This window comes from Streptomyces daqingensis (assembly GCF_014645895.1).
Lineage (GTDB): Bacteria > Actinomycetota > Actinomycetes > Streptomycetales > Streptomycetaceae > Streptomyces > Streptomyces daqingensis.
The window spans coordinates 181,242-203,475 of record NZ_BMMP01000014.1; the positions used below are offsets into that span (position 1 = coordinate 181,242).

Annotated in this window: 22 protein-coding genes and 1 pseudogene; 9 read left to right on the plus strand and 14 right to left on the minus strand. The window is 72.2% G+C overall.

The window, feature by feature from the left end; translation table 11 throughout:
* Positions 1–2: 2 nt before the first annotated feature.
* Positions 3–1,229: an FAD-dependent monooxygenase gene (locus IEY56_RS21130; protein WP_189038838.1), complete on the minus strand. Its 1,227-nt coding sequence runs from the start codon at positions 1,227–1,229 to the stop codon at positions 3–5.
* 134 nt (positions 1,230–1,363) lie between these two features.
* Here IEY56_RS21130 and IEY56_RS21135 point away from each other — a divergent pair, with 134 nt between their 5' ends.
* Positions 1,364–1,957 (plus strand): TetR/AcrR family transcriptional regulator, encoded by a 594-nt coding sequence (locus tag IEY56_RS21135; RefSeq protein WP_189038839.1) that lies wholly within the window; start codon positions 1,364–1,366, stop codon positions 1,955–1,957.
* A gap of 83 nt (positions 1,958–2,040) precedes the next feature.
* Here the strand turns inward: IEY56_RS21135 and IEY56_RS21140 are convergent, their stop codons facing one another.
* The 7 genes from IEY56_RS21140 to IEY56_RS21170 all read right to left on the minus strand — a co-directional run bounded on the left by IEY56_RS21140 (position 2,041) and on the right by IEY56_RS21170 (position 8,452).
* Positions 2,041–2,514 (minus strand): tetratricopeptide repeat protein, encoded by a 474-nt coding sequence (locus tag IEY56_RS21140; RefSeq protein WP_189038840.1) that lies wholly within the window; start codon positions 2,512–2,514, stop codon positions 2,041–2,043.
* A 325-nt stretch (positions 2,515–2,839) separates the two neighbouring features.
* On the minus strand, positions 2,840–3,523 hold the full coding sequence (gene ung / locus IEY56_RS21145) for a uracil-DNA glycosylase (protein ID WP_189038883.1): 684 nt from the start codon (positions 3,521–3,523) through the stop codon (positions 2,840–2,842).
* Positions 3,524–3,661: 138 nt separating this feature from the next.
* Positions 3,662–5,254 carry an ABC transporter substrate-binding protein gene (locus IEY56_RS21150; RefSeq protein ID WP_189038841.1) on the minus strand — a complete coding sequence of 531 codons (1,593 nt, stop codon included), beginning with the start codon at positions 5,252–5,254 and terminating at the stop codon, positions 3,662–3,664.
* 311 nt (positions 5,255–5,565) lie between these two features.
* Positions 5,566–6,336: an SDR family oxidoreductase gene (locus IEY56_RS21155; protein ID WP_189038842.1), complete on the minus strand. Its 771-nt coding sequence runs from the start codon at positions 6,334–6,336 to the stop codon at positions 5,566–5,568.
* A gap of 17 nt (positions 6,337–6,353) precedes the next feature.
* Positions 6,354–7,115: a 3-oxoacyl-ACP reductase FabG gene (fabG, locus tag IEY56_RS21160; RefSeq protein WP_189038843.1), complete on the minus strand. Its 762-nt coding sequence runs from the start codon at positions 7,113–7,115 to the stop codon at positions 6,354–6,356.
* A 108-nt stretch (positions 7,116–7,223) separates the two neighbouring features.
* Positions 7,224–7,622 carry a DUF3037 domain-containing protein gene (locus IEY56_RS21165; protein ID WP_189038844.1) on the minus strand — a complete coding sequence of 133 codons (399 nt, stop codon included), beginning with the start codon at positions 7,620–7,622 and terminating at the stop codon, positions 7,224–7,226.
* The gene (locus IEY56_RS21170) at positions 7,619–8,452 is read right to left on the minus strand and encodes a HipA family kinase (RefSeq protein ID WP_189038845.1); all 834 of its coding nucleotides are present in this window, start codon (positions 8,450–8,452) and stop codon (positions 7,619–7,621) included. The genes IEY56_RS21165 and IEY56_RS21170 overlap by 4 nt, the downstream gene beginning before the upstream one ends.
* A gap of 82 nt (positions 8,453–8,534) precedes the next feature.
* Between IEY56_RS21170 and IEY56_RS21175 the strand changes: the two genes are divergently transcribed.
* Together IEY56_RS21175 and IEY56_RS21180 are read left to right on the plus strand one after the other, a co-directional pair.
* The gene (locus IEY56_RS21175; protein ID WP_189038846.1) at positions 8,535–10,670 is read left to right on the plus strand and encodes a S9 family peptidase; all 2,136 of its coding nucleotides are present in this window, start codon (positions 8,535–8,537) and stop codon (positions 10,668–10,670) included.
* 72 nt (positions 10,671–10,742) lie between these two features.
* A complete protein-coding gene (locus IEY56_RS21180) occupies positions 10,743–11,189 on the plus strand; it encodes a Rieske (2Fe-2S) protein (protein ID WP_189038847.1) in 447 nt (148 codons plus the stop codon).
* A gap of 174 nt (positions 11,190–11,363) precedes the next feature.
* On the opposite strand, the gene IEY56_RS21185 is transcribed toward IEY56_RS21180, so the two are convergent.
* Entirely contained in the window at positions 11,364–12,698 is a 1,335-nt protein-coding gene (locus IEY56_RS21185) for an aminotransferase class I/II-fold pyridoxal phosphate-dependent enzyme (protein ID WP_189038848.1), read from the minus strand.
* Between the two features lie 66 nt (positions 12,699–12,764).
* On the opposite strand from IEY56_RS21185, the gene IEY56_RS21190 reads away from it, so the two are divergent.
* Together IEY56_RS21190 and IEY56_RS21195 are read left to right on the plus strand one after the other, a co-directional pair.
* Positions 12,765–13,433, plus strand: coding sequence for a pyridoxamine 5'-phosphate oxidase family protein (locus IEY56_RS21190; RefSeq protein ID WP_189038884.1), 669 nt, complete (start codon positions 12,765–12,767; stop codon positions 13,431–13,433).
* A gap of 79 nt (positions 13,434–13,512) precedes the next feature.
* Positions 13,513–14,151, plus strand: a complete 639-nt coding sequence (locus tag IEY56_RS21195; protein ID WP_189038849.1) for an FMN-binding negative transcriptional regulator — start codon at positions 13,513–13,515, stop codon at positions 14,149–14,151.
* A 54-nt stretch (positions 14,152–14,205) separates the two neighbouring features.
* Here IEY56_RS21195 and IEY56_RS21200 read toward each other — a convergent pair whose 3' ends face one another.
* Positions 14,206–15,234, minus strand: coding sequence for an EamA family transporter (locus IEY56_RS21200; RefSeq protein ID WP_189038850.1), 1,029 nt, complete (start codon positions 15,232–15,234; stop codon positions 14,206–14,208).
* A gap of 12 nt (positions 15,235–15,246) precedes the next feature.
* Complete coding sequence (locus IEY56_RS21205) at positions 15,247–15,816, minus strand: Clp protease N-terminal domain-containing protein (protein ID WP_189038851.1); 570 nt, start codon at positions 15,814–15,816, stop codon at positions 15,247–15,249.
* Between the two features lie 211 nt (positions 15,817–16,027).
* On the opposite strand from IEY56_RS21205, the gene IEY56_RS21210 reads away from it, so the two are divergent.
* Entirely contained in the window at positions 16,028–16,702 is a 675-nt protein-coding gene (locus tag IEY56_RS21210) for a DUF4232 domain-containing protein (protein ID WP_189038852.1), read from the plus strand.
* A 102-nt stretch (positions 16,703–16,804) separates the two neighbouring features.
* On the opposite strand, the gene IEY56_RS21215 is transcribed toward IEY56_RS21210, so the two are convergent.
* Positions 16,805–17,434 carry a PadR family transcriptional regulator gene (locus IEY56_RS21215; RefSeq protein ID WP_189038853.1) on the minus strand — a complete coding sequence of 210 codons (630 nt, stop codon included), beginning with the start codon at positions 17,432–17,434 and terminating at the stop codon, positions 16,805–16,807.
* A gap of 117 nt (positions 17,435–17,551) precedes the next feature.
* Between IEY56_RS21215 and IEY56_RS28620 the strand changes: the two are divergent.
* From IEY56_RS28620 to IEY56_RS21225, 3 genes and pseudogenes are all read left to right on the plus strand, one after another.
* Positions 17,552–17,823: pseudogene (locus IEY56_RS28620) on the plus strand (aminoglycoside phosphotransferase family protein); the annotation flags it as partial.
* 248 nt (positions 17,824–18,071) lie between these two features.
* The gene (locus IEY56_RS21220; RefSeq protein ID WP_189038854.1) at positions 18,072–18,506 is read left to right on the plus strand and encodes a GNAT family N-acetyltransferase; all 435 of its coding nucleotides are present in this window, start codon (positions 18,072–18,074) and stop codon (positions 18,504–18,506) included.
* Between the two features lie 155 nt (positions 18,507–18,661).
* A complete protein-coding gene (locus IEY56_RS21225; protein ID WP_189038855.1) occupies positions 18,662–19,495 on the plus strand; it encodes a PhzF family phenazine biosynthesis protein in 834 nt (277 codons plus the stop codon).
* A gap of 44 nt (positions 19,496–19,539) precedes the next feature.
* Here the strand turns inward: IEY56_RS21225 and IEY56_RS21230 are convergent, their stop codons facing one another.
* A complete protein-coding gene (locus IEY56_RS21230) occupies positions 19,540–20,349 on the minus strand; it encodes a CPBP family intramembrane glutamic endopeptidase (protein ID WP_373292147.1) in 810 nt (269 codons plus the stop codon).
* A 187-nt stretch (positions 20,350–20,536) separates the two neighbouring features.
* Positions 20,537–22,033: a glutamate-cysteine ligase family protein gene (locus tag IEY56_RS21235; protein ID WP_189038856.1), complete on the minus strand. Its 1,497-nt coding sequence runs from the start codon at positions 22,031–22,033 to the stop codon at positions 20,537–20,539.
* Positions 22,034–22,234 lie beyond the last annotated feature (201 nt).

Consider the following 22,234-nt stretch of genomic DNA (forward strand, 5'->3'; position numbering starts at 1 on the left):
CCTCAGTTCGGTGGGGACGGGGCCGCCGTACTGTCGCGCTGTGAGGGGGAAGCATACGTGTGACCCGGCGGGCTCCAGTCCGCGATCCCGTCCAGGGCGCGCAGGGCGAGGTGCGGGGCGATCCGGTTGACGGCCGTCATCGCACCGTCCCGCAGCAGGCATCCCGCGCGGGACGTCACCGTGACGAGCCGGGCGACGCGGACGGAGCGCCGCACGACCTCGGTGGTGCGCGGCAGACGGTCGGCGGTGTAGGCCGCCAGCGCCTCCCCGACCCCGCTGCCGGAGAGCGCGGCGGCGTGATGCGCGAGAACGACGCCGTCCTCGACGGCCTGGTTGCCGCCCTGGCCTAGGTTGGGCGGCATGGCGTGCGCCGCGTCCCCGAGCAGCGCCACCCGCCCTCGGTGGAGGGCGGGGAGCGGCCCGGCGGCCCGGTAGACGTCGTTGCGCAGGATCCGCTCGGCGGCGGCGGCGTCGAGGATGGCCGGCACGGGCGCGTGCCAGCCGCCGAACAGCCGCCGCAGTTCGGCGAGTTCACCGTCGGGAGACCGCTGCCCCGGCGGCACGGTCGCCGCGGCGTAGGCGTAGACGCTGCCGTCGGCGAGCGGCTGGGTGCCCCACAGCGTGCCCCGTCCCCACGTCTCGTGGGGCGGGTAGCCGGTATCCGGGGCGGGGACGACCATGCGCCACGCGGTGAACCCGGCGTAGCGGGGCTCCGGGCTGCCGGGGAAGAGGACGCCGCGTGCCGTGGAGTGGATGCCGTCGGCCGCGACGACCAGGTCCGCTTCCCACCGGCTCTGACCGGCGCGGACGGCTGCCGGGCGGCCGCGGTCGCCGATGTCGTCGATCCGGCCCGCCACTCCGGTGACCACCGTCCCTTCCGGCAGTTGCGAGAGCAGCAGCGAGACGAGCGTGGCCCGGTGCACGGGGACGAGCGGACCGCCGAACCGGCGGGACGCGGCGTCCGAGTCGGTGCGGGAGAGCCAGCGCCCCGACGGTGAGCGCAGGCCCCCCTCCTGCGTCCAGGTGCGCCGGGCGCGCAGCGTGTCGCCGAGACCCAGAGTGTCCAGCGCGCGGAGGGAGTTGGGCGTCAGACCGAGGCCCGCTCCCACCGCCTCGACGCTCGGGGCGCGTTCGAGCACCGTGACGCACCACCCCCGCCGGTGCAAGGCGAGTGCGGCGGTGAGACCGCCGATTCCGGCACCGACGACGAGCGCACTGGGCTGGGACATGGCGGGCTCCTCAACGCGTGGACCGAACAGCGGTCTCGGTGGCGGTACAGGTCGCACCGTCCACTACAGTCGTAGTTTACTACGGCTGTAGTTCCCCGCTCCGCAGTGCCCGCCTCCCCACGTAGATTGCTGCCATGCGCACCTCCCCTCCCCCGCGGCCCACCGCACGCGCCGAGTTGATCGCCGACGCGGCCATCGGCCTGCTCGCCCGGCGCGGGCTGCGGGGTCTCACCCACCGCGCCGTGGACGAGGCGGCCGGGCTGCCGCAGGGGTCGACGTCGAACCACGCCCGGACGCGAGCGGCCCTGCTGGAGGCGACGGTGCGGCGGCTCGCCGTCCGGGAGGCGCAGGTCGTCTCCATGGACGAGCTGCCCCGCGGGGAAGGACCCGAGGAGCTGGCGGACGGTCTGTCCCTCGCCATGCACCGCTACCTCACCGACGACCCCGACCTGCTCGTCGCCCGCTACGAGCTGGCGCTGGAGATCACCCGCAGGCCCGAGCTGCGGGAGATGTACGTGCGCACGGGCACCACCGCGTTCCGGGAGCCGCTGGAGGCGATGCTGCGGCGTGCCGGCTCCCCCGACCCCGAGAGGCACACGCTCTCCCTGGTGTCGTGGTGCGACGGCATGCTCTTCTCCTGCATCGCCGGCTCCTACTCCTCGCACACTCCCGGGAGGGACGAACTGCGCCGCGGACTGCTGGAGTTGCTGCGGGGGATGCTCGGGTGAAGCCCCCCCGGCCGGGCCTCAGGCTCGCGGCTCAGGTTCAGGGCTCGGGCTCAGATCTCCGGGCTCAGAGTGAGGACCGGAGCTCAGCCGATCGCGAGGGTCCGCTCCAGGCGCTGGGCCGCGGCCCTGACCCCGGCCCCGTACTCGTCGTCCGCCAGCGTGCCCATCACGTCCTGAGCGCGACGCAACTCCCGGCGCGCATCGTCCAGTTCACCGAGCCTGACGTGGCCGGCGGCCAGGTTCAGATACAGCGAGGGGTACAGGCAGCTCACCGCCAGGGCGTGCTCACCCCACTGCACCTCGTCCTCCGTCAGGGCGTCCGCCGCGGCCAGCGCGCGCCGGTCCCACTCGAGTTCGGTGGCCGGGTCGTCCTGGGTGTCGGCCATGTAGTGCGCGATGGTGCACCGGTGGAAGAGGGCCTCCTCGCCGGTCTGCGACCACAGCAGCGCGAAGCGGTTCCGGGCCTCCTCCCGGTCCCCAGCCCGGTGAAGCATGATCGCCTGACCGATCCGGACCATGATCGCGTCCGGAGACGTCTCCTGCTGCGGCTCCGCCACGGGGTTCCTCCTGCTCGCCAGCGCGTCAGGCACTGCCGCCTGCCTGTTCCGAGACGCTAGCGGCCGGTACCGACAATCGGGCTCAGGCGCTCTCGCGGCGCCCACCCACCCGCACGCACGGCGCACCCGCCCGTACCGCCCCTGGGGGGCACGAGCGGGTGCGGGGTGCGGCCGGGACGGCTGGTCCGGCTGGTCCGGCTGGGAAGCGCGATCCGCGGCTCAGGGGCACGGGCCCAGGCTCTGTCCGACGAATGGGCGCCGTCCGCGGCGGACGGCGCTCGCGGCGGGCGGTGCGTGCCGGCCGTCCCGGGCGAGGCGGGGCCGGTCAGACAGTGCCGAGGTCCGGGATGCGCCAGTCGACGGCGGTGTGGCCCTGGGCCGCGATCGCGGCGTCGATCTGGCTGAAGGGACGGGAGCCGAGGAACTTCTTCGCCGAGAGCGGCGAGGGGTGTGCACCCTGCACGACGACGTGCTTCTCCGTGTCGATCAAGGGCAGCTTTTTCTTCGCGTAGTTGCCCCACAGCACGAAGACCGCCGGGTTCTCCCGCTCGGAGACGGCGCGGATCACCGCGTCCGTGAAGGTCTCCCAGCCCTTGTTCTTATGGGAGTTGGCCTCCCCTTCCCTGACCGTCAGCACCGCGTTCAGCAGGAGCACGCCCTGCTCGGCCCACGGCATCAGGTAGCCGTTGTCGGGGACGGGATGGCCCAGGTCCTCGCGCAGCTCCTTGTAGATGTTGCGCAGCGAGGGCGGGGTCGGGACGCCGGGCCGCACCGAGAAGCACAGGCCGTGGCCCTGCCCGTGGCCGTGGTAGGGGTCCTGGCCCAGGACGAGGACCTTCACCTCGTGGTACGGCGTCGCGTGCAGAGCGGCGAACACCTCGTCACGCGGAGGGAAGACGCGGACGCGCTCCCGCTCCTGCTCGACGAACTCGGCGAGCTCCTTGAAGTAGGGCTTCCCGGTCTCCTCGCCCAGGGCGTGCTGCCAGGACTCGGGCAGCGTGCCCAGCATGTCGCTCAACTGACTTACCTCCGCGATGCGTTCATAGCTGTCGGTGCGAGGAGAACGTACCGGCGACCGCTGACAACGCGTGAATCCCACCGCGGGAGGCGGTGCGGGGCCCGTGCTTCCGGGCCCCGCGAGCCCCGCTTACCAGCTCGACTTCTTCTGCAGCTCCCACAGGCGCGGCAGGGTCGAGGGGTCGAGCACCCACTCGACGCCCGAGACCTCCTTGGCCGAGGCGACGTAGACCCGGCCCTGCCACAGCGGCAGCAGCCGCGCGTCCTTCGCGATGATCTTCTGCGCGCTCGTGAAGGCGCGGCTGGCGGTCGCGCGGTTGCTCTCCTTGCGCGACGTCGGCAGCAGGTCCTCGGTGATCTCGCGGTTCTCGTACGGCGTGCCGAGTGCGTTGTTCTCGCCCACGAACGGCGCGACGTAGTTGTCGGCGTCCGGGAAGTCGGGGAACCAACCGCGGCCGAACGCCGGGTACTTGCCCTTGCTGTACCCCTCGACGAACTCCGACCAGGGGCGGCCCTTGACGGTGATGTCGAAGAGCCCGGACTTGTTCAGCTGACGCTTGATCTCGGCGAAGGTGTCGCCGGTCGTGTCGCCGTAACGGTCCGTCGTGTACCAGAGCGTCAGCCGCACTTTCTTGTTGATGCCGGCCTCGCGCAGCGTCTTCTCCGCCTCGGCCTTGCTCGGCTCCCCGTACGCGTCGTAGAACGCGCTGGTGTGGCCGGTGATACCACCCGGGACCATCGAATACAGCGGGTCAGCGGTGCGCTTGTAGACGTTGCGCACCAGCGCCTTCCGGTCGATCAGCTCGGCGATCGCCTTCCGTACCGGCGCCTTCCCCGCGGTGGGGTCCTGGGGATTGAAGACGAGATAGCTGATCTCGGATCCGAGGATCTCGTTCAGCTCGATGTCGTTCTTGCCGTTGGCCTTGTCCTTCTGGAATCCCGTTACCTGATCGGGCGTCAGGCCCCGGTAGGCAACGTCGATCTTCTTGCCCTTGAGAGCCTTCACCATCTGGGAAGACTCCTTGTAGTAATTGACCGTGACGACGTCGTTCTTGACCTTCGCCGGTCCCTTGTAGTCGGCGTACTTCTCCAGCTTCGCGCTCTTGCCCTTGGTGTACGACTCAAGGGTGTAGGGGCCGGAACCCACGAGCTTGTCGCCTTTGAACAGCTTCTTCGCGGGATAGGTCTCGGGATCGACGATCGCCGTCGCCGGAGTCGCGAGGATGAACGGGAAGGTGGCGTCGGGCTTCTTCAGGTGGAAGACGACCGTGCTCTTGCCGAGGGTCTCGACGCGGTCGAGGCTGCCCATCAGACCGAGCGGACCGGACTTCGACTTGATCGCCCCGACGCGCTCCACGGAATGCTTCACGGCCTCCGCGTCCAGCGGATTCCCGTTGGAGAACTTCAGGCCCTTCTTCAGCGTGCAGCGGTAGACGCGGCTGGCGTTGTCAGTGAACCGGCACCGCTTGGCCGCGTCGGGCTCCGGCGAGGAGCTGCTGCTGGGGAAGGAGAGCAGCGTCTGGAAGGTGTTCTTGTACAGCTCCCAGGAGCCGTCCCACGCCGCGGCGGGGTCAAGGGTGCTGGGCGCGCTGGTGGTTCCCGTGACGATCTCGCGGCGCTGCTCCTCTGCGTCGTCCCCGGGAAGCGAACTGCACCCGGCGACCAGGGACGTCGATATGACGACGGTCGCTGCGATCCTCAGAGATCCGTTCCGGTCGGACACCTACGCGCTCCTCATTCGGCGGGGCCACTGCTGCTGATGCGGTTGCATAAGGGAAAATGCCGGTCGGCCGGTCAAAGCGTTCTTTGCGTTTCTCCGCGTCGCCGTAGCGGTACGCCGACGCCATACGCGGACCCGCTGGCCGAGGGGCGAGAGAGACCTTACCTCAGCACCCGAGCTCAGAACATGCACTGGTCAACCATTCGTCATTTGCCAAGCCCGCCCGAACCCGCTGATGACAGCGGGTGCCGGTCCGGCGACGGACCGGCACCCGAATTACCCTCCGTTCAAGGTGCCGAGCAGAGCGAATATCCCTACTCCACACCCGCGTTGAGGGAGAGTCCGCCGTCGACGACAAGCGTCTGACCGGTGATCCAGGCGGAATCGGGGGACGTGAGGAAGGCCGCCGCCCCGCCGATGTCCTGGGGAACGCCCAGGCGCTGCATCGGGTAGCGCGCCACCGCCTCCTGCTCGCGGCCCTCGTAGAGCGCGGCGGCGAATTTCGTCTTCACCACGGCCGGCGCGACCGCGTTCACCCGGACCCCCGGCGAGAACTCGTGCGCGAGCTGCTGCGTGAGATTGATCATCGCGGCCTTGCTCATGCCGTACGCCCCGATGAACGGTGACGCCGACATCCCCGCGATGGAGGCGACGTTGACGACCGTGCCGCCGTTGTCGCGCTGCCAGGCGGCCCAGGTGGCCTGGGCGAAGCCCAGCGCGGAGACCACGTTGGTCTCGAACACCTTGCGCGCCACTCCGAGGTCGAGTTCCGCGATGGGCCCGAACACGGGGTTCGTACCGGCGTTGTTGACCAGGTGGTCCACGCGCCCGTACGCCTCCATGACCTTCTCGACCGCGACGCGGCGGTGGTCCTCGTCGTGGGCCTTGCCGGCGACGTACATCGCGCACCCCGGTCCCAGCCCGTCGACCGCCTCCCTGAGGGCGTCCTCTTTCCGCCCGGTGATGCACACGCGGTGGCCGCGCGCGATCAGCGCCTGCGCGACCCCGTAGCCGATGCCCCGGCTGCCGCCGGTGACGATCGCGACCTCGCCGCTGTCCTGCCGCTCTTCGCTCTGCTCTGCCATGTTCCCGTGTCCTCCGGTCAGTTGAGCGGGCCGCCGGCCACGTACAGGACCTGGCCGGAGACGAACCCGGCGTCCTCGCCGGTGAAGAAGGCGATGGCGTTCGCGATGTCCTCCGGCCTGCCCACGCGCTGTACGGGGATCTGCGACGCGGCGGCCGCCTGGAAGTCCTCGAAGCCCATCCCGACGCGTTCAGCGGTCGCCGCCGTCATGTCGGTGACGATGAAGCCGGGGGCGACGGAGTTGGCGGTGACGCCGAACTTGCCGAGCTCCTTGGCGAGGGTCTTGGTGAAACCCTGCATGCCGGCCTTGGCAGCCGCGTAGTTGACCTGCCCGCGGTTGCCCAGAGCGGAGGAGGACGAGAGGTTCACGACGCGCCCGAAGCCGGCGTCGACCATGTGCTTCTGGCAGGCGCGGGACATCAGGAACGCACCGCGGAGGTGGACGTTCATCACGGTGTCCCAGTCGGAGTCGCTCATCTTGAACAGCAGGTTGTCCCGGAGCACGCCCGCGTTGTTCACGAGCACGGTGGGCGGCCCCAGTTCGTCGACGACCCGCGCCACCGCCGACTCCACCTGCGCGGAGTCGGAGACGTCACAGCCGACGGCGATCGCCTTGCCGCCCCCGGAGGTGATCTTCTCTACGGTCTCCCCGCAGGCGGCCTCGTCGAGGTCGAGCACGGCGACGGCGCGGCCCTCGGCCGCGAGGCGCACCGCGGTGGCGGCGCCGATTCCCCGGGCCGCGCCGGTGACGATCGCGACGCGCTGGTCGGTGGTGGACATGCTGTTCTCTCCTGCCCTCAAGTGGTGAGCAACCGCTTAGTACCTATGGCAGTCGAGACGCTATGAGTCCCGCCACCTGCTGTCAACGGGGACCCGGCCACATGGCGTTCACCGCACGAGCAGGTCCAGCAGCCGCTCCGCCTCCCCCTCGGGGTCGGCCGTCAGCCCGGTGTGCACCGGACCGGGCTGCACGACGGTGCTGCGCGGGGCCACCAGCCAGCGGAAGCGCCGCCCCGGCCCGTCCTCCGCCGCCTGGCCGGCCTCCTCCCCGCCGTCGCAGACGCGCTCGGCGGCGCGCAGCGCGGCCCGCACACCCGCCACGTCGGCCTCGGGGTCCAGGGCGCGCAGCCGCTCCTCGTCCAGGTGCGTGCGGGCGAGGACCGCCGACCTGGCACGGCAGTACACGACCACGCCCGCGTTCATCGTCTCCCCGCGCTCCACGCGGGGCACGACGCGCAGCAGCGCGTACTCGAACACGTCGCGGTCCGGGGTCTCCTGGGCGTTCACCGGTCCACGCCCCGTCCGGCGTGGGGCCAGTCGCCCGTGAGCCAGCCCGGCGCCCGCGAGGCGCCGTCCCTGCTGGGCTCGCCCAGCGTGACGCGTTCGTGCACGGCGGGCGCGCGCTCCAGCAGGACGTCCACGTACGCGGCGCGCAAGGCCTTCACGTCCGTGCCGTCCGTGCCGTCGGCCAGCCATTCGCCGGGGACGTCGGCGACGCACTCCTCGAGGAGGCCGCGCGTGACCTTCGACGCCAACTCCTCCGCGGCGGCGGCCAGATCGGGGGCGAACGGGGAGAGGACGTGGTCGGACGCGTCGTAGGGCTTCGCGGCCGCGGCCCGGGCCGTCGGCCAGTTGTGGTGCCAGATCATCGTGGCTCCATGATCGATGAGCCACAGCTTCCCGTGCCAGATCAGCAGGTTGGGGTTGCGCCAGGACCGGTCGACGTTCCCGACCAGCGCGTCGAACCACACGACGCGGCCCGCCTCGGACGGGGTCACGGTGAAGGCGAGCGGGTCGAAGCCCAACGAGCCCGGCAGGTAGTCCATTCCGAGGTTGAGGCCTCCGCTGGCCTTCAGCAGCGCCTGCACCTCCTCGTCCGGTTCGGCGAGGCCGATGACGGGGTCGAGCTGGATCCCCACCAGCTCCGGGACGCGCAGGCCGAGGCGCTGGGCGAGCCGTCCGCTGACGACCTCCGCCACGAGCGTCCTGGGGCCCTGCCCTGCACCCGTGAACTTCATGACGTACGTGCCGCAGTCGTCCGCCTCGACGATCCCCGGCAGCGAGCCGCCCTCCCGCAGAGGCGTGACGTAGCGGGTGGCGGTGACCTGGGTGAGCATCCGCAAAGGCTAGTCGCCGCCCGGCCGAACACCCGCCGAATACTCGGGTGCTCCGCGTCCGGGCGGGTGCCATGGTTCCCGCATGGCTGAAGCTGAGATCTCCCCGGCACGGGGCGGCGCCTCGCGCGGCGCCCCTTCCCGATTCCGCTCTCCCGACTTCCCCCGGCAGTTCGGCCGGACCCGGCGCTTCTCACTCGGCGCCGTCCGGGACGTGACGCTCTCTCCCGACGGGCGGCGCGCGCTCTTCCTGCGCACCGAACCGGAAGACCCGCTCGCCGCCCTCTGGTCGTGGGAGGACGGCCGGGAGAGGCCGCTCGCCCACCCGCGCGACCTCACGACGGGCCCGTCGGAGCCCACCGAGGAGGAGCTGACACGCAGGGAGCGGGCGCGCGACACGGCCTCGGGCGTCACCTCCTACGCGGTGGACGGCGCCGCCGAACTGGCCGTCTTCTCCCTCGACGGCGCGGTGTGGGCGGTGCGTACGCGGCGGGGCGAGCCGTTCCCCGTACCGGCGGCCGGGCCGGCGACCGATCCGCGGCCCTCCCCGGACGGGCGGCTCGTCGCCTACGTCACGGGCGGCGCCCTGCACGTCGCCGCCACGGACGGCAGCGGGGACCGCCGGCTCGCGGCACCCGAGTCGGACGCGGTGACGTACGGACTGACGGACCACGTCTCGGCCGAGTCGATGGGCCGCATGCGGGGCTACTGGTGGGCTCCCGACGGCAGTGCCCTGCTGGTGGCCAGGGTCGACGAGAGCGCTGTGGAGCGCCGCTACCTCGCGGACCCCGCCGAACCGCACAAGCCGCCGCGCGTGCAGCGCTATCCGGTCGCCGGGACGGCGAACGCGGACGTCACCTGCTGGCTGCTGGGCCTCGACGGCAGCCGGGTCCCCGTCGAGTGGGACCGTGAGAAGTTCGAGTACCTCGCAGCCGCGGGCTGGGACGCCCACGGCCCCCTCGTCACGGTGCAGAGCCGTGACCAGCGCACGGTGCGCACCCTGGCCGTCGATCCCGCGAGCGGCGGTACGCGGGTGCTGGCGGAGCAGCGGGACGACCACTGGGTGGAGCTGGTGCCGGGCGCCTACTGCCGCACGGCGTCCGGTGCGCTCGTGGTGCCCTGCGAGAGGGAGGGGACCCGTCGGCTGCGCGTGGGCGGCGAAGTGGTCACGCCGCCCGGCCTGCAGGTGAGGGCCGTCCTCGGCACCGACGGGGACAGCGTGCTCTTCACCGCGAGCGACGACCCCGTCGAGACACATGTGTGGGCCTGCTCCCCGGAATCGGGGTGCACGCGGATCAGCAGCACGCCCGGAGTGCACACGGGCCTCTCGCGTGGCGGCACGACCGTCCTGGACAGCCTCACGGACGACGGCCGCCAGGTCGGCGTCCTCCGCGCGGACGGCCCGCCGGCCGTGATCACGTCACGGGCCGAGGAGCCGTCGCTGCTGCCCCGTCCCGTCCGTCTGACGCTCGGGGAACGGCGGTTGCGCACCGCCCTGTTCCTGCCGTCCTGGTACGACCCGCAGGCCGCGGGCGCGGCCCCGCTGCCCGTGCTAGCCGACCCCTACAGCGGGCCCGGTCTCCAGCTCGTGGTGCGGGGGCGGACGTGGAACGCGTGCGTCTCGCAGTGGTTCGCCGAGCAGGGCTACGCGGTGCTCGTCACCGACGGCCGGGGCACCCCCGGACGCGGACCTGCCTGGGAGAAAGCCGTCTGGGGCGACCAGTTGACGCCCGTCCTGGAGGACCAGACCGACGCGCTCCACGCGGCGGCCGAGCGGTATCCCTTCCTCGACCTGGACCGGGTCGGCATCCGCGGATGGTCCTTCGGCGGATGGCTCGCGGCAGCCGCCGTGCTGCGCCGTCCCGAGACCTTCCACGCCGCCGTCGCCGGCGCACCGGCCGTCGACCCGAGGCTGTACGACACGCACTGGAAGGAACGCTTCCTGGGGCACCCCGCCGAGTACCCGGAGCACTACGACCGTTGCACCCTGACGCGGGAGGCGGAGTCGCTGCGCCGGCCGCTGCTGCTGGTGCACGGGACCACCGACGACAACGTCGCATTCGCACACACTCTGCGGATGTCCGCCGCACTGCAGGCCGCGGGACGCGAGCACGCCGTGCTGCCCCTGTCCGGCGAGTCGCACATCGTAAGCGACGAGGTGACGAGCATGAGGCTCTTGACTACTCAATTGGTCTTTCTTGACAAAGCCCTTCGCCCCTGACAACCGCGAAGGCAGGATGCGCAAGGCAGAGGCAAGCGTGCAGCCCTCCGACAGAACAGGATGTGTTCGCCCATGACTGCATCGACCAGCCGCCGGTCCGTGATCGCCGCCGCGGGCGCCGCCACAGCAGCCGTTTCACTCGCCGCCTGCAGTTCGGACAGCGGTGGAGGCGAGTCCAAGGACACCGGCTCGGGCGAGGGCGGAGGGGACGGCGGAGGCGGCGACGCCGCGGGCGGGGCGCTCGGCAAGGCCTCCGAGATCCCGGAGGGCGGCGGCAAGGTCTTCAAGGACCAGAAGGTCGTCGTCACCCGTCCCAGCGCCAACGAGTACAAGGCGTTCGACTCCACGTGCACCCACCAGGGCTGCGCGGTCAAGGAGATCACCGGCGGGAACATCGTCTGCCCCTGCCACAACAGCAAGTTCGACATCAACGACGGCAGCCCCACCGGCGGCCCCGCGAAGAAGCCGCTGGCGCCGAAGAAGGTCGTCGTCGAAGGCGGCGAGATCAAGCTCGCCTGATCCGGTCCGCCGGGTTCCAAGCCTGCCGGGCACTGCGGGGCGTGATGCGCTGGAGAGCGCGCACGCCCAGCGGTCGCGTCCATCCGGCGCCCGCCCTCGGCTGCCGTCCCTCAGCAGCCGTCACCCGCAGCAACCGCAGCGACCGAACGGCGAGGGCGGTCTCCCGCAGCGCCCTCACTCGTAGCGCCGCGCCTCGCCCGGCCGTAGCGCCGCGGCGACCGCGCCAGCAAGTTCCTCGATGTCGTCCATGACCAGTTCCGAGACGGTGAGCCGCACGCCGGGTGCCGAGTTCACACGGAAACGCGCCCCGGGAGCGACGCCCCAGCCGGACTGCAGGAGCCGCGCCACCGCTCCCGTCTCGTCGGTCACGGGCACCCAGACGTTCATCCCCGTACGCCCGCGGGCGGCCACACCCCGTGCGGCCAGCGCTCGCACCAGAGCCTCCCGCCGCTCGCCGTAGGCGCGCGCGACGCTCCGGACGTCCAGCGCGTCCGTCTCCCACAGGTGGCGGACCGCAGCCTGGAGAAGGTGCGAGACCCAGCCGGGGCCGAGCAGCTGCCGCCGCTGCATGCGGTCGAGCGTGAGAGCGTCGCCTGTGACCACGGCGAGGCGGAGATCGGGGCCGTACGCCTTCGCGGTGGAGCGCACCAGCACCCAGCGGTCCGTCGTGCCAACGACCGGACGGAGCGGCGCGTCGACGATGCCGTGCCCGTGGTCGTCCTCGACGAGCAAGGTCTGGGGGTGGGACGCGAGCACCTCGCGCAGCCGCCTGGAGCGCTCCGCGCTGACGGCGGCGCCGGTCGGGTTCTGGGCCCGGCTGGTGACGACCAGCGCGCTGGCTCCCTCGCCCAGAGCCCGCTCCACGTCCTCGGGGCGGGGGCCTTCGTCGTCCACTGCCACGGGCACCGGACGCATGCCGAGGGCGGGCACGAGATCCAGCACGCTCCCCCAGCCCGGGTCCTCGACGGCGACGGCGTCACCCGGGTGCAGCTGCTCCGAGAGCGCGAGGCCGATGGCGTCGAGGGCACCGGAAGTCAGCGCCAGAGGGCCGTCCGGAACGCCGTCGGCGTCGAGCAGCGCGCGGGCCGTACGGGCGAGCCGGGCGTCGACAGACGGGCCGCCGTAGAACGTGCTCCGGTGCGAGACGGCTTCGGCCGCCGCGGCGAGGGCCGTGTGCAGCGGGGGCAGCAGCCGGGGATCGGGGTTGCCGGAGGCGATGTCCCGGCCCCCTTCGGGGACTTCGACGCGGATCGCCTCTCGCGGCGCAGTCTCCGCCCGGCGCTCGCGAATCCTGCTGCCGCGACGGCCGGCCGTCTCGATCACCCCCCGCTCGCGGAGGGCGCGGTACGCGGAGGCGACGGTGTTGGCGTTGACGCCGAGGTCCGCCGCCAAGTCCCGGACGGGCGGCAGCGCATCGCCCGGAGCGAGCCCTCCGGAGCGCACGCCGTTCTCCACGCTGGCTGAGATCTCCGCTGCGCGCCGTCCTTCGATCCGATATCCTTCTAACACAAACGCGATTATGCACTAATACAAATCATTGAGCAACTACCGAACACGGAGAGCGCTTTGCCGGCCATCCCCGAACAGGGCCCCGCGTCAGGCGGCTACACACCGACCGGGCGGAGCACCCCGACCCGCAACCGCGAACGCGCCGAGTACGACCGGGCGGCGGTGCACGCGATCCTCGACGACGACTACCTGTGCCACATGGGATACGTGCGCGACGGCGCCCCCGTGGTGCTGCCGACCCTGTACGTGAGGGTGGACGAGCACCTCTACCTGCACGGTTCGACCGGTTCGCGACCGCTGCGGGAAGCGGGCGGAGAAGGCCTGCCGGTGTGCGTCACAGTCACCCGTGTCGACGGGCTCGTGCTGGCACGGTCGGCCTTCCACCACTCGGTCAACTACCGCTCCGTCGTGGCGCACGGTCTCGCCCGCAGGGTCACCGACCAGGACGAACTCACCGCCGCTCTCGACGCGTTGGTCGACAACGTGGTGCCCGGCAGGGCGGCCGACTCCCGTCCCGCCGACGCCAAGGAGCTGGCCGCGACGGCCGTCCTGCGGCTCGACCTGGACGAGGTCTCCGCCAAGGTCCGCCAGGGAGGCCCGAACGACGAACCCGAGGACCAGTCCCTTCCCTACTGGACCGGCGTGCTGCCGGTCAGCCGTGTCTACGGAACACCGGAACCCGCCGAGGACCTCGCCCCCGGAACACCCTTGCCCGGGTACCTCTCCGGCCGCTGAACCCGGGACGGGCCAGGTGCGGCGTCTCGCACCGGCCCCGCCCGCGCACCCGAACGACAGGAAGAGAGGCCCGGCACGGATGCTCATCCACCCCTGGGACGCAGCCCGCGACGACACGGAGTGGCAACGGTGGCTGGCGGAGCACGACTTCGGGCAGCTCGCCGTCAACGGCGGCCCGGGCGAGCCGCCGTTGGTGCAACCCCTCCACTTCGTCTACGATCCCGCCGCCGCGCACGTCCTCAGCCACCTCGCGCGGCCCAACCCGGTCTGGAAGGCGCTCGAAGCCGCCCCCGAGGTCCTGCTGAGCGTCGTGGACGACTACGCTTTCATACCCGGCCCGTGGCAGGCACCCGAGGGCGCTCCGCCCGAACACGGCGTGCCCACCAGCTTCTATGCCGCCGTCCAGCTGCGCTGCACCGCTCACGTGATCGACGAACCGCGGGCGAAAGCCGCCCTGTTGCAGGCCCAGATGGAGCACTTCCAGCCGGAGGGCGGTTCGGCGGAGGTCGTCGCGGACGCCCCGCCCTACGGGCCGAAGCTGGCGGGCATCCGGGTCCTGCGTCTCCAAGTCAACGATGTACGGGCGAAGTTCAAGTACGCGGACAGCAAGCCGGAGTCGGTGCGCTACCGCATCGCCTCCGGTCTCGCCTCGCGTTGCGATGGCCGCGACAGCGGGGCGCTGAAGGTCCAGCTGAGCCGCATGCCCCCTTACCAGTGAGCCGGGGACGCCAGGGACGCCGGAGCCCGAGGATCCTCGCCATGGCCGCGTGCGTCACGGCGCCGGAACGTCCTTCAGCCGCGCCTCGTCGCCCGGCGCGACCCCCGCACCGGACGCGACCGGCTCGGCGCCCGCGTCCTTGGGCGCCGAGCTCTGCGCGATGAAGGCGCCGAGCAACACCACGGCCCCGCCGACGAGTTGCACGACCGCCAGGTGCTCACCGAGCAGCACCCACGCGAGCACGGTGGCGATGACGGCCTCCAGGCATGCGACGACGCCGGCGACCTGCGGGGAGAGCCGCCGAATCGACACCACGCCGGTGAGGTACGCCGCCACCGTCGCCACCAGCACGATCCACGCCAGCAGCAGCCAGGCGGGCACGGACGTCCCGTCCATCGACGAACTCCCGCCCAGCACGGCCCAGTTCATCGTCCACGGCCGGGCCACCACGGTGAGCACGAGGGCTCCCGACAGCAGTCCATACGCGATCACGCCCATCGGGTCGGACGGCCGCCTGCCGTCCTCGCCATCGGTGCCGTGGTCGGACAGGACGAAGTAGCCCACCTGGCAGCACGCGGCCCCCAGGGCGAGCAGCAACCCCAGGGCGTCCAGGGTCAGTCCGGACCACACACGCACCACGCAGGCGAGGCCGGCGACTGCGAGGACGACACCGGCGCCCGCGGCCCGCGTCACCGGCCGGCGCTGCACGAACCGCACCCAGCCCAGCACCAGCGCGGGAGCCAGGTACTCGATGAGGAGGGCGACGCCCACCGGGATGCGGGAGATGGCCGCGAAGTAGCAGGCCTGCACCCCGGCCACGGCCAGCAGCCCGAACCCCGCGAGCAGGCCCGGACGCTCGCGCAGCAGCCCGCGGTGCCGCCACGCGAGCGGCAGCAGGACGACCGCGGCTCCCGCTACCCGCAGCCACGTGACGTGCAGCGGTTCCAGCCCCGCTTCGATGAGCGGCTTGGCCGCGGGCCCGGATCCCCCGAACGCGAAGGCGGATACGAGGGCGAGCGTCAGGCCGGAACCGCGCGCGTGCGCGGTCGAGGCCGGGGAGCCTGGGCGGGCGGAGTCGTGCATGCGCTCATCATGTCAACGCGCGACAGCAGTGTCACCCCGCATACTCCTGACGCCCCGCGCGTCCGGGAGAGCGCCCGGGAGCGCTTCCGTCCCGGCACCCGAGGCGCGCAGCACCTCCACCGCCCGGCAGCCCTCGTCCGCGAGGAGCCCGGCGAACAGGTCGACGCCCTCCACGCGTGCGGCACCGCGGGAGGCGGCTCGCTCCTGCGCGACGCGCAACGCCCGGGCGGCCCGCGGCGACCAGCCGGGCGGCGCAGCCGGGGCGGCCGCCTCACCGGCGCCGTACGGAGGCGCGTCCTCGACGGTGTCGCGCCAGCGCACCCCGTACCCGATCGACCGCTGCGCCAGGTAGCCCAGCACCTTCGCCGTACGCGTGCCCTCACCGCCGAGGAGCGCGCGGACAGCCGGATCCGACTCGAGAAGGCTGTGCAGCAGGTGCGCCGTGTCCAGGTCACCGTCGCCAATGCGGGCGGCACGCCTCCGGGCGCCGGCGACCACGACGGCCAGCTGCTCGCTGAGGCGGCCCTCGGTACCGGCGCCGGCCAGGAGGCCCGGGGGAGCTGAAGGCGTACTGCTGTTCACAGGAACACCACATCACAAACACTCCCTGCGGGCATCCTCGTTGTGAGGCATATGCAGATCACACCGTGGGTGGGTCCGCCGACCGCGCTCCTCCTCCTCAGGGAGGAGCGGGAGCGTAGGCAGGGCACCGCCACCCCGGAGGGAACCGGGGCCCGAAATCACGCGTCTTGACCTACAACACCCGCTTGTACGGCAGCACTTGGAGACCTTCATGGCCAGGATCCATGCACGCTCCACCCTCGCCGCCCTCGCCGCCCTCGCCGTCGGTGCCGCCCTGGCCGCGACCGGATGCACCGCCGGAGCGGCCTCCTCCTCGGACAGAGCCGCGTCCGCCGGAGAGGCAGGCCCCTCGTCGCACGCCTCACGGGACGACTCCGCGGGGTCCGCCCCCGTACAGCAGAAGGCCCCCGAGTCCGGCAAGGAGAAGGGAGACGGACAGGACGGCCCGAGCGACAACGCCGGCCAGCGTCCTCCCTGGTGCACGACCGGCGCACTCTCCGTCTCACTCCGCCCCGGCCAGCCGGCCGCCGGCAACCGCTACGGCACTCTCGTGCTCACCAACTCCTCCGGCACCTCCTGCCGGACGCAGGGCTGGCCCGGCCTGCAACTGACGCGCGGCGACGGCGAGGCCATCCCGACCAAGGTTGTACGGGACCACTCGGACCCGTCGCGGCCCCTCACCCTCGCCGCGGGCGCACAGGCCTCGGCCCGGCTGCACTGGACGGTCGTGCCGGGCGAGGGCGACCCCGCCGACGGCAAGTGCCCCGAGCCGGCGAAGCTGCGCGTCATCCCGCCGGACCAGCGCACGTCCAAGACCGCCTCGTGGAAGCTCGGCACGGTCTGCGGGGCCGGCGAGATCGACGTACTGCCGTTGCGGACCAGTTGACAGGCGGGGCAGCCGGCGCCGCTCCCCGGTGGCGCCGACTGCCCCGCTCCCAGCCCCAGTTGCCCGGGACCCGCCGGGTCCCCGTTGCCGCCGGGCCGCTCCCTACTCGTCTTCGGCGAGGATGAGGTAGAGCTTCTTGCGGGCATCGTTCACGACGCCCACGGCCTTCTCACGCTGCTCGGGCGTGCCGTTCGCCCACACCTGCTGGAACGCGCTGACGAGGCCCCCGCCGGCCTTGCGCACCTCGTTCATGGCATCCCAGTCGATGCCGCGCCCGGCTTCCTCCCAGGGAGCGTCCGGACCGGCCTCGGCCTCCGCGCGGCCGGCCTCGGTGAGCGAGAAGAGGTTCTTGCCGCCCTCGCTCGCACTGCTGATCAGACCCTCGTCCTCCAGGAGCTGGAGGGTGGGGTAGACCGACCCGGGGCTGGGCTTCCACGCACCCCCGCTGCGTTCGGCGATCTCCTGGATCATCTCGTAGCCGTGCATGGGCCGGTCCTTGAGCAGGGCCAGGATCGACGCCCGAACGTCGCCACGGCGCGCGCGCCCGCGCGCCCCTCCCCGCCCGCGGCCGCGCGGGCCGAAGGGCGGGCCGTCCCCGAAAGGCGGTCCGAAGGGACCGAAAGCCTTCCGCTCCCAGGGGCCGCGCCCTGGGTGCGCGCCGGGGCCGCAGCCGCCCGGTCCTCCCCCGAAGCCGCGGCCTCCTCCTCCACGTCCGTGTTCTTCGTTGCGCATCGCGGACACTCCTTCATTGATCTGTCACTGATCTGTCATTGAGTTTCTCAACCTAGTCGCGATGCGTCAACGATATATCGGATATGGTTCGGCGACAAGCCGCTTCCCCGATGGGGTGACCCCGGATCTGCGGCCGCTCTCTACCCCTCCGGGCTGGACGCGGCCGCACGGCTGCGGACTCTCGCCGACAGCTACGGCCTCCCACCGCGGGACCGCGGCGAACTGCCCGGCGTCATCGAGCAGGCCACGGAGGTATGCCGGGCCTTCGTCGCCGCCGCGTGGCCGCCGGTGACCCCGTCCGTCTCCAGGCACTGGCCGAGCGTGGCGGCTGGGAACGCTGGGGCCGCATGCAGACCTGGCCGGTGGAACACCGCGGGACGTTCTCGGCTGACCCTGCTCGACTGACTGCCGCGCACGCCGGCCCGCTCGGGCTCCGGACCCCTGCCCGGCAGCATGTCCGGCGCCCGCCGACCGCCTCCCGCGTCCACTCGTCCCGCTCGCCTCGGCACCGACGTCGACCGCGCGAACCCGTCCGCCGGCCGCACGGACGAGATCGTCGGCATCATCCCGGCCGTTCGCGGATGCCCTCGCGCCTGTCAGCGGAGGCGCCGACAGCGGGGCCGATAGGTTCCAGGGCATGAGCGTCGAGAGTGAGACCGTCCACGAGGCGACGGACGAACTGGTGGAGGCCTTCGCCCGCCTCCTTCCACAACTGTCGTCGCGGGCCGAACCGCTGGACCGCCGGGCCGTGGAGAGGCTGACGGCGACGAGCACCAACACGGTCCTCGTGGCCCGGGTCGAGGGGGTGATCACCGGAACGCTGACACTGGTCATGTCCCCGTTGCCGTCAGGGCTGCGGGCCCACATCGAGGACGTCGTCGTCGACGCTGCCGCACGCGGCCACGGAGTCGGACGCGCCCTCATCGACAAGGCCCTCGACGTGGCCACCGCGGCCGGGGCACGGACCGTCGACCTCACGTCGAGACCCTCACGGGAAGCCGCGAACCGCCTGTACGAGAAAGCCGGCTTCCAGCGGAGGCACTCGGCCGTCTATCGCGTCGCCCTGGACTGAGCTCCGCGGTCGCCGGCCCTCGGTCGCCGGTCCTCGGTCACGGGGGCCAGGGGCACGCGGACCACGGTCCGCCGCCGCGCCTCCCGGGCGGCGCCGGTCCACCTCCCCCTGATTGGCAGTGGTCCGCGGTCCCGCGCCGCGCCTACGGTCCTGCCATGAGGATCCGCACTGTCGACGCCTTCACCGACCGCCCCTGGACGGGCAATCCGGCCGCTGTCGTCCTGCTGGAGGACAGCTCGGACTTCCCGTCCGACGAGCGCCTCCAGCGTGTGGCACTGGAGATGAACCTCTCGGAGACCGCCTTCGCCCACCCCCTGCGCGACGACCCCGGAGCGGACTGGGCGCTGCGGTGGTTCACCCCCACCGCCGAGGTGGACCTGTGCGGTCACGCGACGCTCGCCACCGCGCACGTCCTGCACGGCGACGGCGCAACGCGGGCGGCCGGCGGCCCGGTCCGCTTCCGCACCCGCAGCGGGGTACTCACCGCGTCCACCGGCCCGGACGGCGACATCACCCTCGACTTCCCCACCGCGCCCCTCACCCGGGTGACTCCCCCGGCAGAGGTGCAGGCCGGACTGGGCTCCACCCCTGTAGCCGTCTACGACACCGGGCCGCTGGGCGACCTCCTCGTGGAGCTTCCCGACGAGGCGTCGGTGCGCGCGGTGACGCCCGACCCCACCGCGCTCCTGCGGCTTCCACACCGGGCGGTCATCGCGACGGCCCTCGCGGCCGACCCCGCGGGCAGCGGCTACGACTACGTCTCGCGGGTCTTCGGCCCCGCGGTCGGCATCCCCGAGGACCCCGTCACCGGCAGCGCGCACACCGCGCTGGCCCCGCTGTGGTCCGGCCGGCTGGGCAGCGACGTCCTCACCGGTCTGCAGTGCTCAGCGCGTACGGGCCGGGTCCGCACCGCGCTGCGCGGCGAGCGGACGGAGCTGACCGGCAGCGCGGTCACAGTGCTGGACGCACGGCTGCGCGTCGATTTCTGACGGGCGCGCCCACACCCCGGCGGCGGTGCGGGCCCGGCCCGCCGTCAGGGCGTGGGCAGCCAGTCGACCCGTCCCTCGAGGGCGGCGTAGCCCGTGAACGCGACGATGTCGATCAGCGCGTGAGCCGCCACCAGCGGGCCTACCCGGCCCCAACGCCTGTACAGCCAGACGAAGATGACGCCCATCGCCATGTTCCCGACCATGCCGCCGACGCCCTGGTACAGGTGGTACGAGCCCCGCAGCACCGCGCTGACCGCCAGCGCCGCCCAGGGCGAGAAGCGCGTCGTCTGGCCGAGCCTGCGCAGGAGATAGCCGACGACGATCACCTCTTCCACGATCGCGTTCTGCAGCGCGGACGCGACCAGCACGGGGATGCGCCACCACACGTGCGGCAGCGACTCCGGCACGACGGTGAGGTTGAACCCGGCCTGCACGGCGCCCAGATACAGGGCGAGGCCGCTGCCTCCGATCGCGGCGGCGAGCAGCGCTCCCCGCGTCAGATCGAACGCGGGCCGTGCGCGGTCGAAACCGATGGCGCGCAGCCCGCCCGCCCCCTCCCGCGTCAGCAGGTGCGCGACGAGCACGACGGGAACGAGGGCCGTGGCCACGCCGAAGAGCTGCCAGGCCAGGTCGAGCCAGGGCCTGTCGGGAGCGCGCGAGGTGTTCATGCGCGCCGCCTGGTCCGCGAGCGATCCGGGCGCGGTGAGCGAACCGACGAAGCTGATGACGGCGGAGACCGCGCTGGCCCCGAGGGAGAGCGCCAGCACGAGGTACATCTCGCTCCGCAGCGTGCGCGGCGAGAGGTCCTCCCCGAGGGGCGGGGACGACTCGGGGTCCCGCGCTTGCGACTTCACACATGCCTCCCGTTCGGCCGGTCCGCGCCTCGCGCGCTTCCGCTGCCCGGCGCGCTCCCGCCGGCCGTACCGCTGCCGCGCTCCGGTGATGCGTCACAGCTTGCCCGACCCGGCCCGCGCAGGCGGCGGAGGGGTCTCCGGTCGGCTGGCGGGTGTCCCCCGCGTCTCCGCGCCTCGCGACGTCCCCTCAAGGGCCGGGCGGCCAGCTGTGCACGGGCTCGCCGGTGTTCGAAAGCTCGCAGTACCGGCGGGTGACCGCCGCGAGCGCCTTCTCACGGTCCAGGCCCGAGTCGACGGCCCTGTGGTACGCCGCGGCCTGCCACGAGGCGCCGTTGACCCGGTAGCGGCACCTGGCCTCGATGACCTCCAGGTAGCGCTCACGGTCGGCGCGCTCCACTCCCCACGCCTCAAGGCCCGCGGCCGCCATCGGCAGCAGTTCCTCCTGTACGAGCCGCACCGCGGGGACCTTCACCAGGCCGCCCTGACGTCCGGAGCGGGGCCAGTGCAGCTCGGCGTCGATGCCGTGACGGCACGCCGCGTCGAAGTTCTCGGCGGCCGCCTGGAACGGCAGCCGCCGCCAGACGGGGCGCTGCTCGTCGGCGAGGCTGCGTACGAGCCCGTAGTAGAGGGCGGTGTTGGCCAGAACGTCCGTGACGGTGGGCCCTGCCGGCAGTACGCGGTTCTCGACCCGCAGGTGCGGCACGCCCCCCGCGACGGCGTAGACGGGCCGGTTCCAGCGGTAGACAGTTCCGTTGTGGAGCACCAGTTCGGACAGGGCGGGAACGCCGCCCTCCCTCAGCACCTGTTGCGGCTCCTCTTCCGCGCAGATCGGCAGCAGTGCGGGGAAGTAGCGAAAGTTCTCCTCGAAGAGGTCGTACGCCGACTCGATCCACCGCTCGCCGAACCAGGTGCGCGGCCGTACGCCCTGCGCGCGCAGCTCGTCCGGCCTGGTGTCGGTGGCCTGGAGGAACAGCGGGATCCGCGATTCCCGCCACAGCTCACGCCCGAACAGGAAAGGCGAGTTGGCGCCCATCGCGATCTGCACTGCCGACACCGCCTGAGAGGCGTTCCACACGTCGGCGAACCGCTCGGGCGTCACCTGCAGATGCAGCTGCACCGAGGTGCAGGCCGCCTCCGGCGCGATCGAACTCGAGGTGCGGTTCAGCCGCTCCACGCCCTCGATGTCCAGTACGACCTCTTCACCGCGCGAGGCCATGATCTGGTCGTTGAGCAGCATGTACCGGTCCACCTCGGTGAGGTTCGAGGAGACCAGGTCCTCGTCGGTGAGCGTGGGGAGGATGCCGATCATCACGATGCCGGCGCCCTCCTGGCGTGCCTGCCGGTCCGCGTACCCCAGTCCCGTGCGCAGCTCCTCGGCGAGCTGGTCGAAGACCCGCCCGGACAGGCGGTGGGGGACGATGTTCACCTCGAGGTTGAACTGCCCGAGTTCCGTCTGGAAGTCCTCGCTGCCGATCCGCCGGAGCACTTCGAGGTTCATCATCCGGGGCAGCCCGTCCCCGTCGGCGAGGTTCAGCTCGATCTCCAGCCCCATGAGATTCCTGGGACGCTCGAAGCGCTTCTCGTCCAGGAGTACGCGCAGCGCGTCGAGGCACTCCCGGAGCTTCCGCCGGTACTGGTGCCGGTCGGACAGGTCGAACCCGTCGGAGACGACCTTCTCACCCATCGGGACGTCCCTCCTAGATGCGACCGCGTGGTGTCAGCCATGATGCCCGGCAAGGTCGTGGATCACGCCTCACCGCCCACTCGCTACCCACCTGTCAGCGCGCACGCACCTGCAGTTCAAGGCATGTTCCGCCGGCATACGTCCCCGTCCCGCACCGGAAGCACACACCCGCGCCGAAGGACCCGACCGGTTCCGGCCGAA

Bases quoted from the DNA above. Each gene is read 5' to 3' on its own strand.
- IEY56_RS21210 (WP_189038852.1), top strand. From the start codon at position 16,028: ATGGCCAGGATCCATGCACGCTCCACCCTCGCCGCCCTCGCCGCCCTC.
- IEY56_RS21170 (WP_189038845.1), bottom strand. From the start codon at position 8,452: ATGCTCACCCAGGTCACCGCCACCCGCTACGTCACGCCTCTGCGGGAG.
- IEY56_RS21130 (WP_189038838.1), bottom strand. From the start codon at position 1,229: ATGTCCCAGCCCAGTGCGCTCGTCGTCGGTGCCGGAATCGGCGGTCTC.
- IEY56_RS21195 (WP_189038849.1), top strand. From the start codon at position 13,513: ATGCTCATCCACCCCTGGGACGCAGCCCGCGACGACACGGAGTGGCAA.
- ung (WP_189038883.1), bottom strand. From the start codon at position 3,523: ATGCTGGGCACGCTGCCCGAGTCCTGGCAGCACGCCCTGGGCGAGGAG.
- IEY56_RS21220 (WP_189038854.1), top strand. From the start codon at position 18,072: ATGAGCGTCGAGAGTGAGACCGTCCACGAGGCGACGGACGAACTGGTG.
- IEY56_RS21175 (WP_189038846.1), top strand. From the start codon at position 8,535: ATGGCTGAAGCTGAGATCTCCCCGGCACGGGGCGGCGCCTCGCGCGGC.
- IEY56_RS21225 (WP_189038855.1), top strand. From the start codon at position 18,662: ATGAGGATCCGCACTGTCGACGCCTTCACCGACCGCCCCTGGACGGGC.
- IEY56_RS21200 (WP_189038850.1), bottom strand. From the start codon at position 15,234: ATGCACGACTCCGCCCGCCCAGGCTCCCCGGCCTCGACCGCGCACGCG.
- IEY56_RS21135 (WP_189038839.1), top strand. From the start codon at position 1,364: ATGCGCACCTCCCCTCCCCCGCGGCCCACCGCACGCGCCGAGTTGATC.
- IEY56_RS21215 (WP_189038853.1), bottom strand. From the start codon at position 17,434: ATGCGCAACGAAGAACACGGACGTGGAGGAGGAGGCCGCGGCTTCGGG.
- IEY56_RS21235 (WP_189038856.1), bottom strand. From the start codon at position 22,033: ATGGGTGAGAAGGTCGTCTCCGACGGGTTCGACCTGTCCGACCGGCAC.
- IEY56_RS21180 (WP_189038847.1), top strand. From the start codon at position 10,743: ATGACTGCATCGACCAGCCGCCGGTCCGTGATCGCCGCCGCGGGCGCC.
- IEY56_RS21155 (WP_189038842.1), bottom strand. From the start codon at position 6,336: ATGGCAGAGCAGAGCGAAGAGCGGCAGGACAGCGGCGAGGTCGCGATC.
- fabG (WP_189038843.1), bottom strand. From the start codon at position 7,115: ATGTCCACCACCGACCAGCGCGTCGCGATCGTCACCGGCGCGGCCCGG.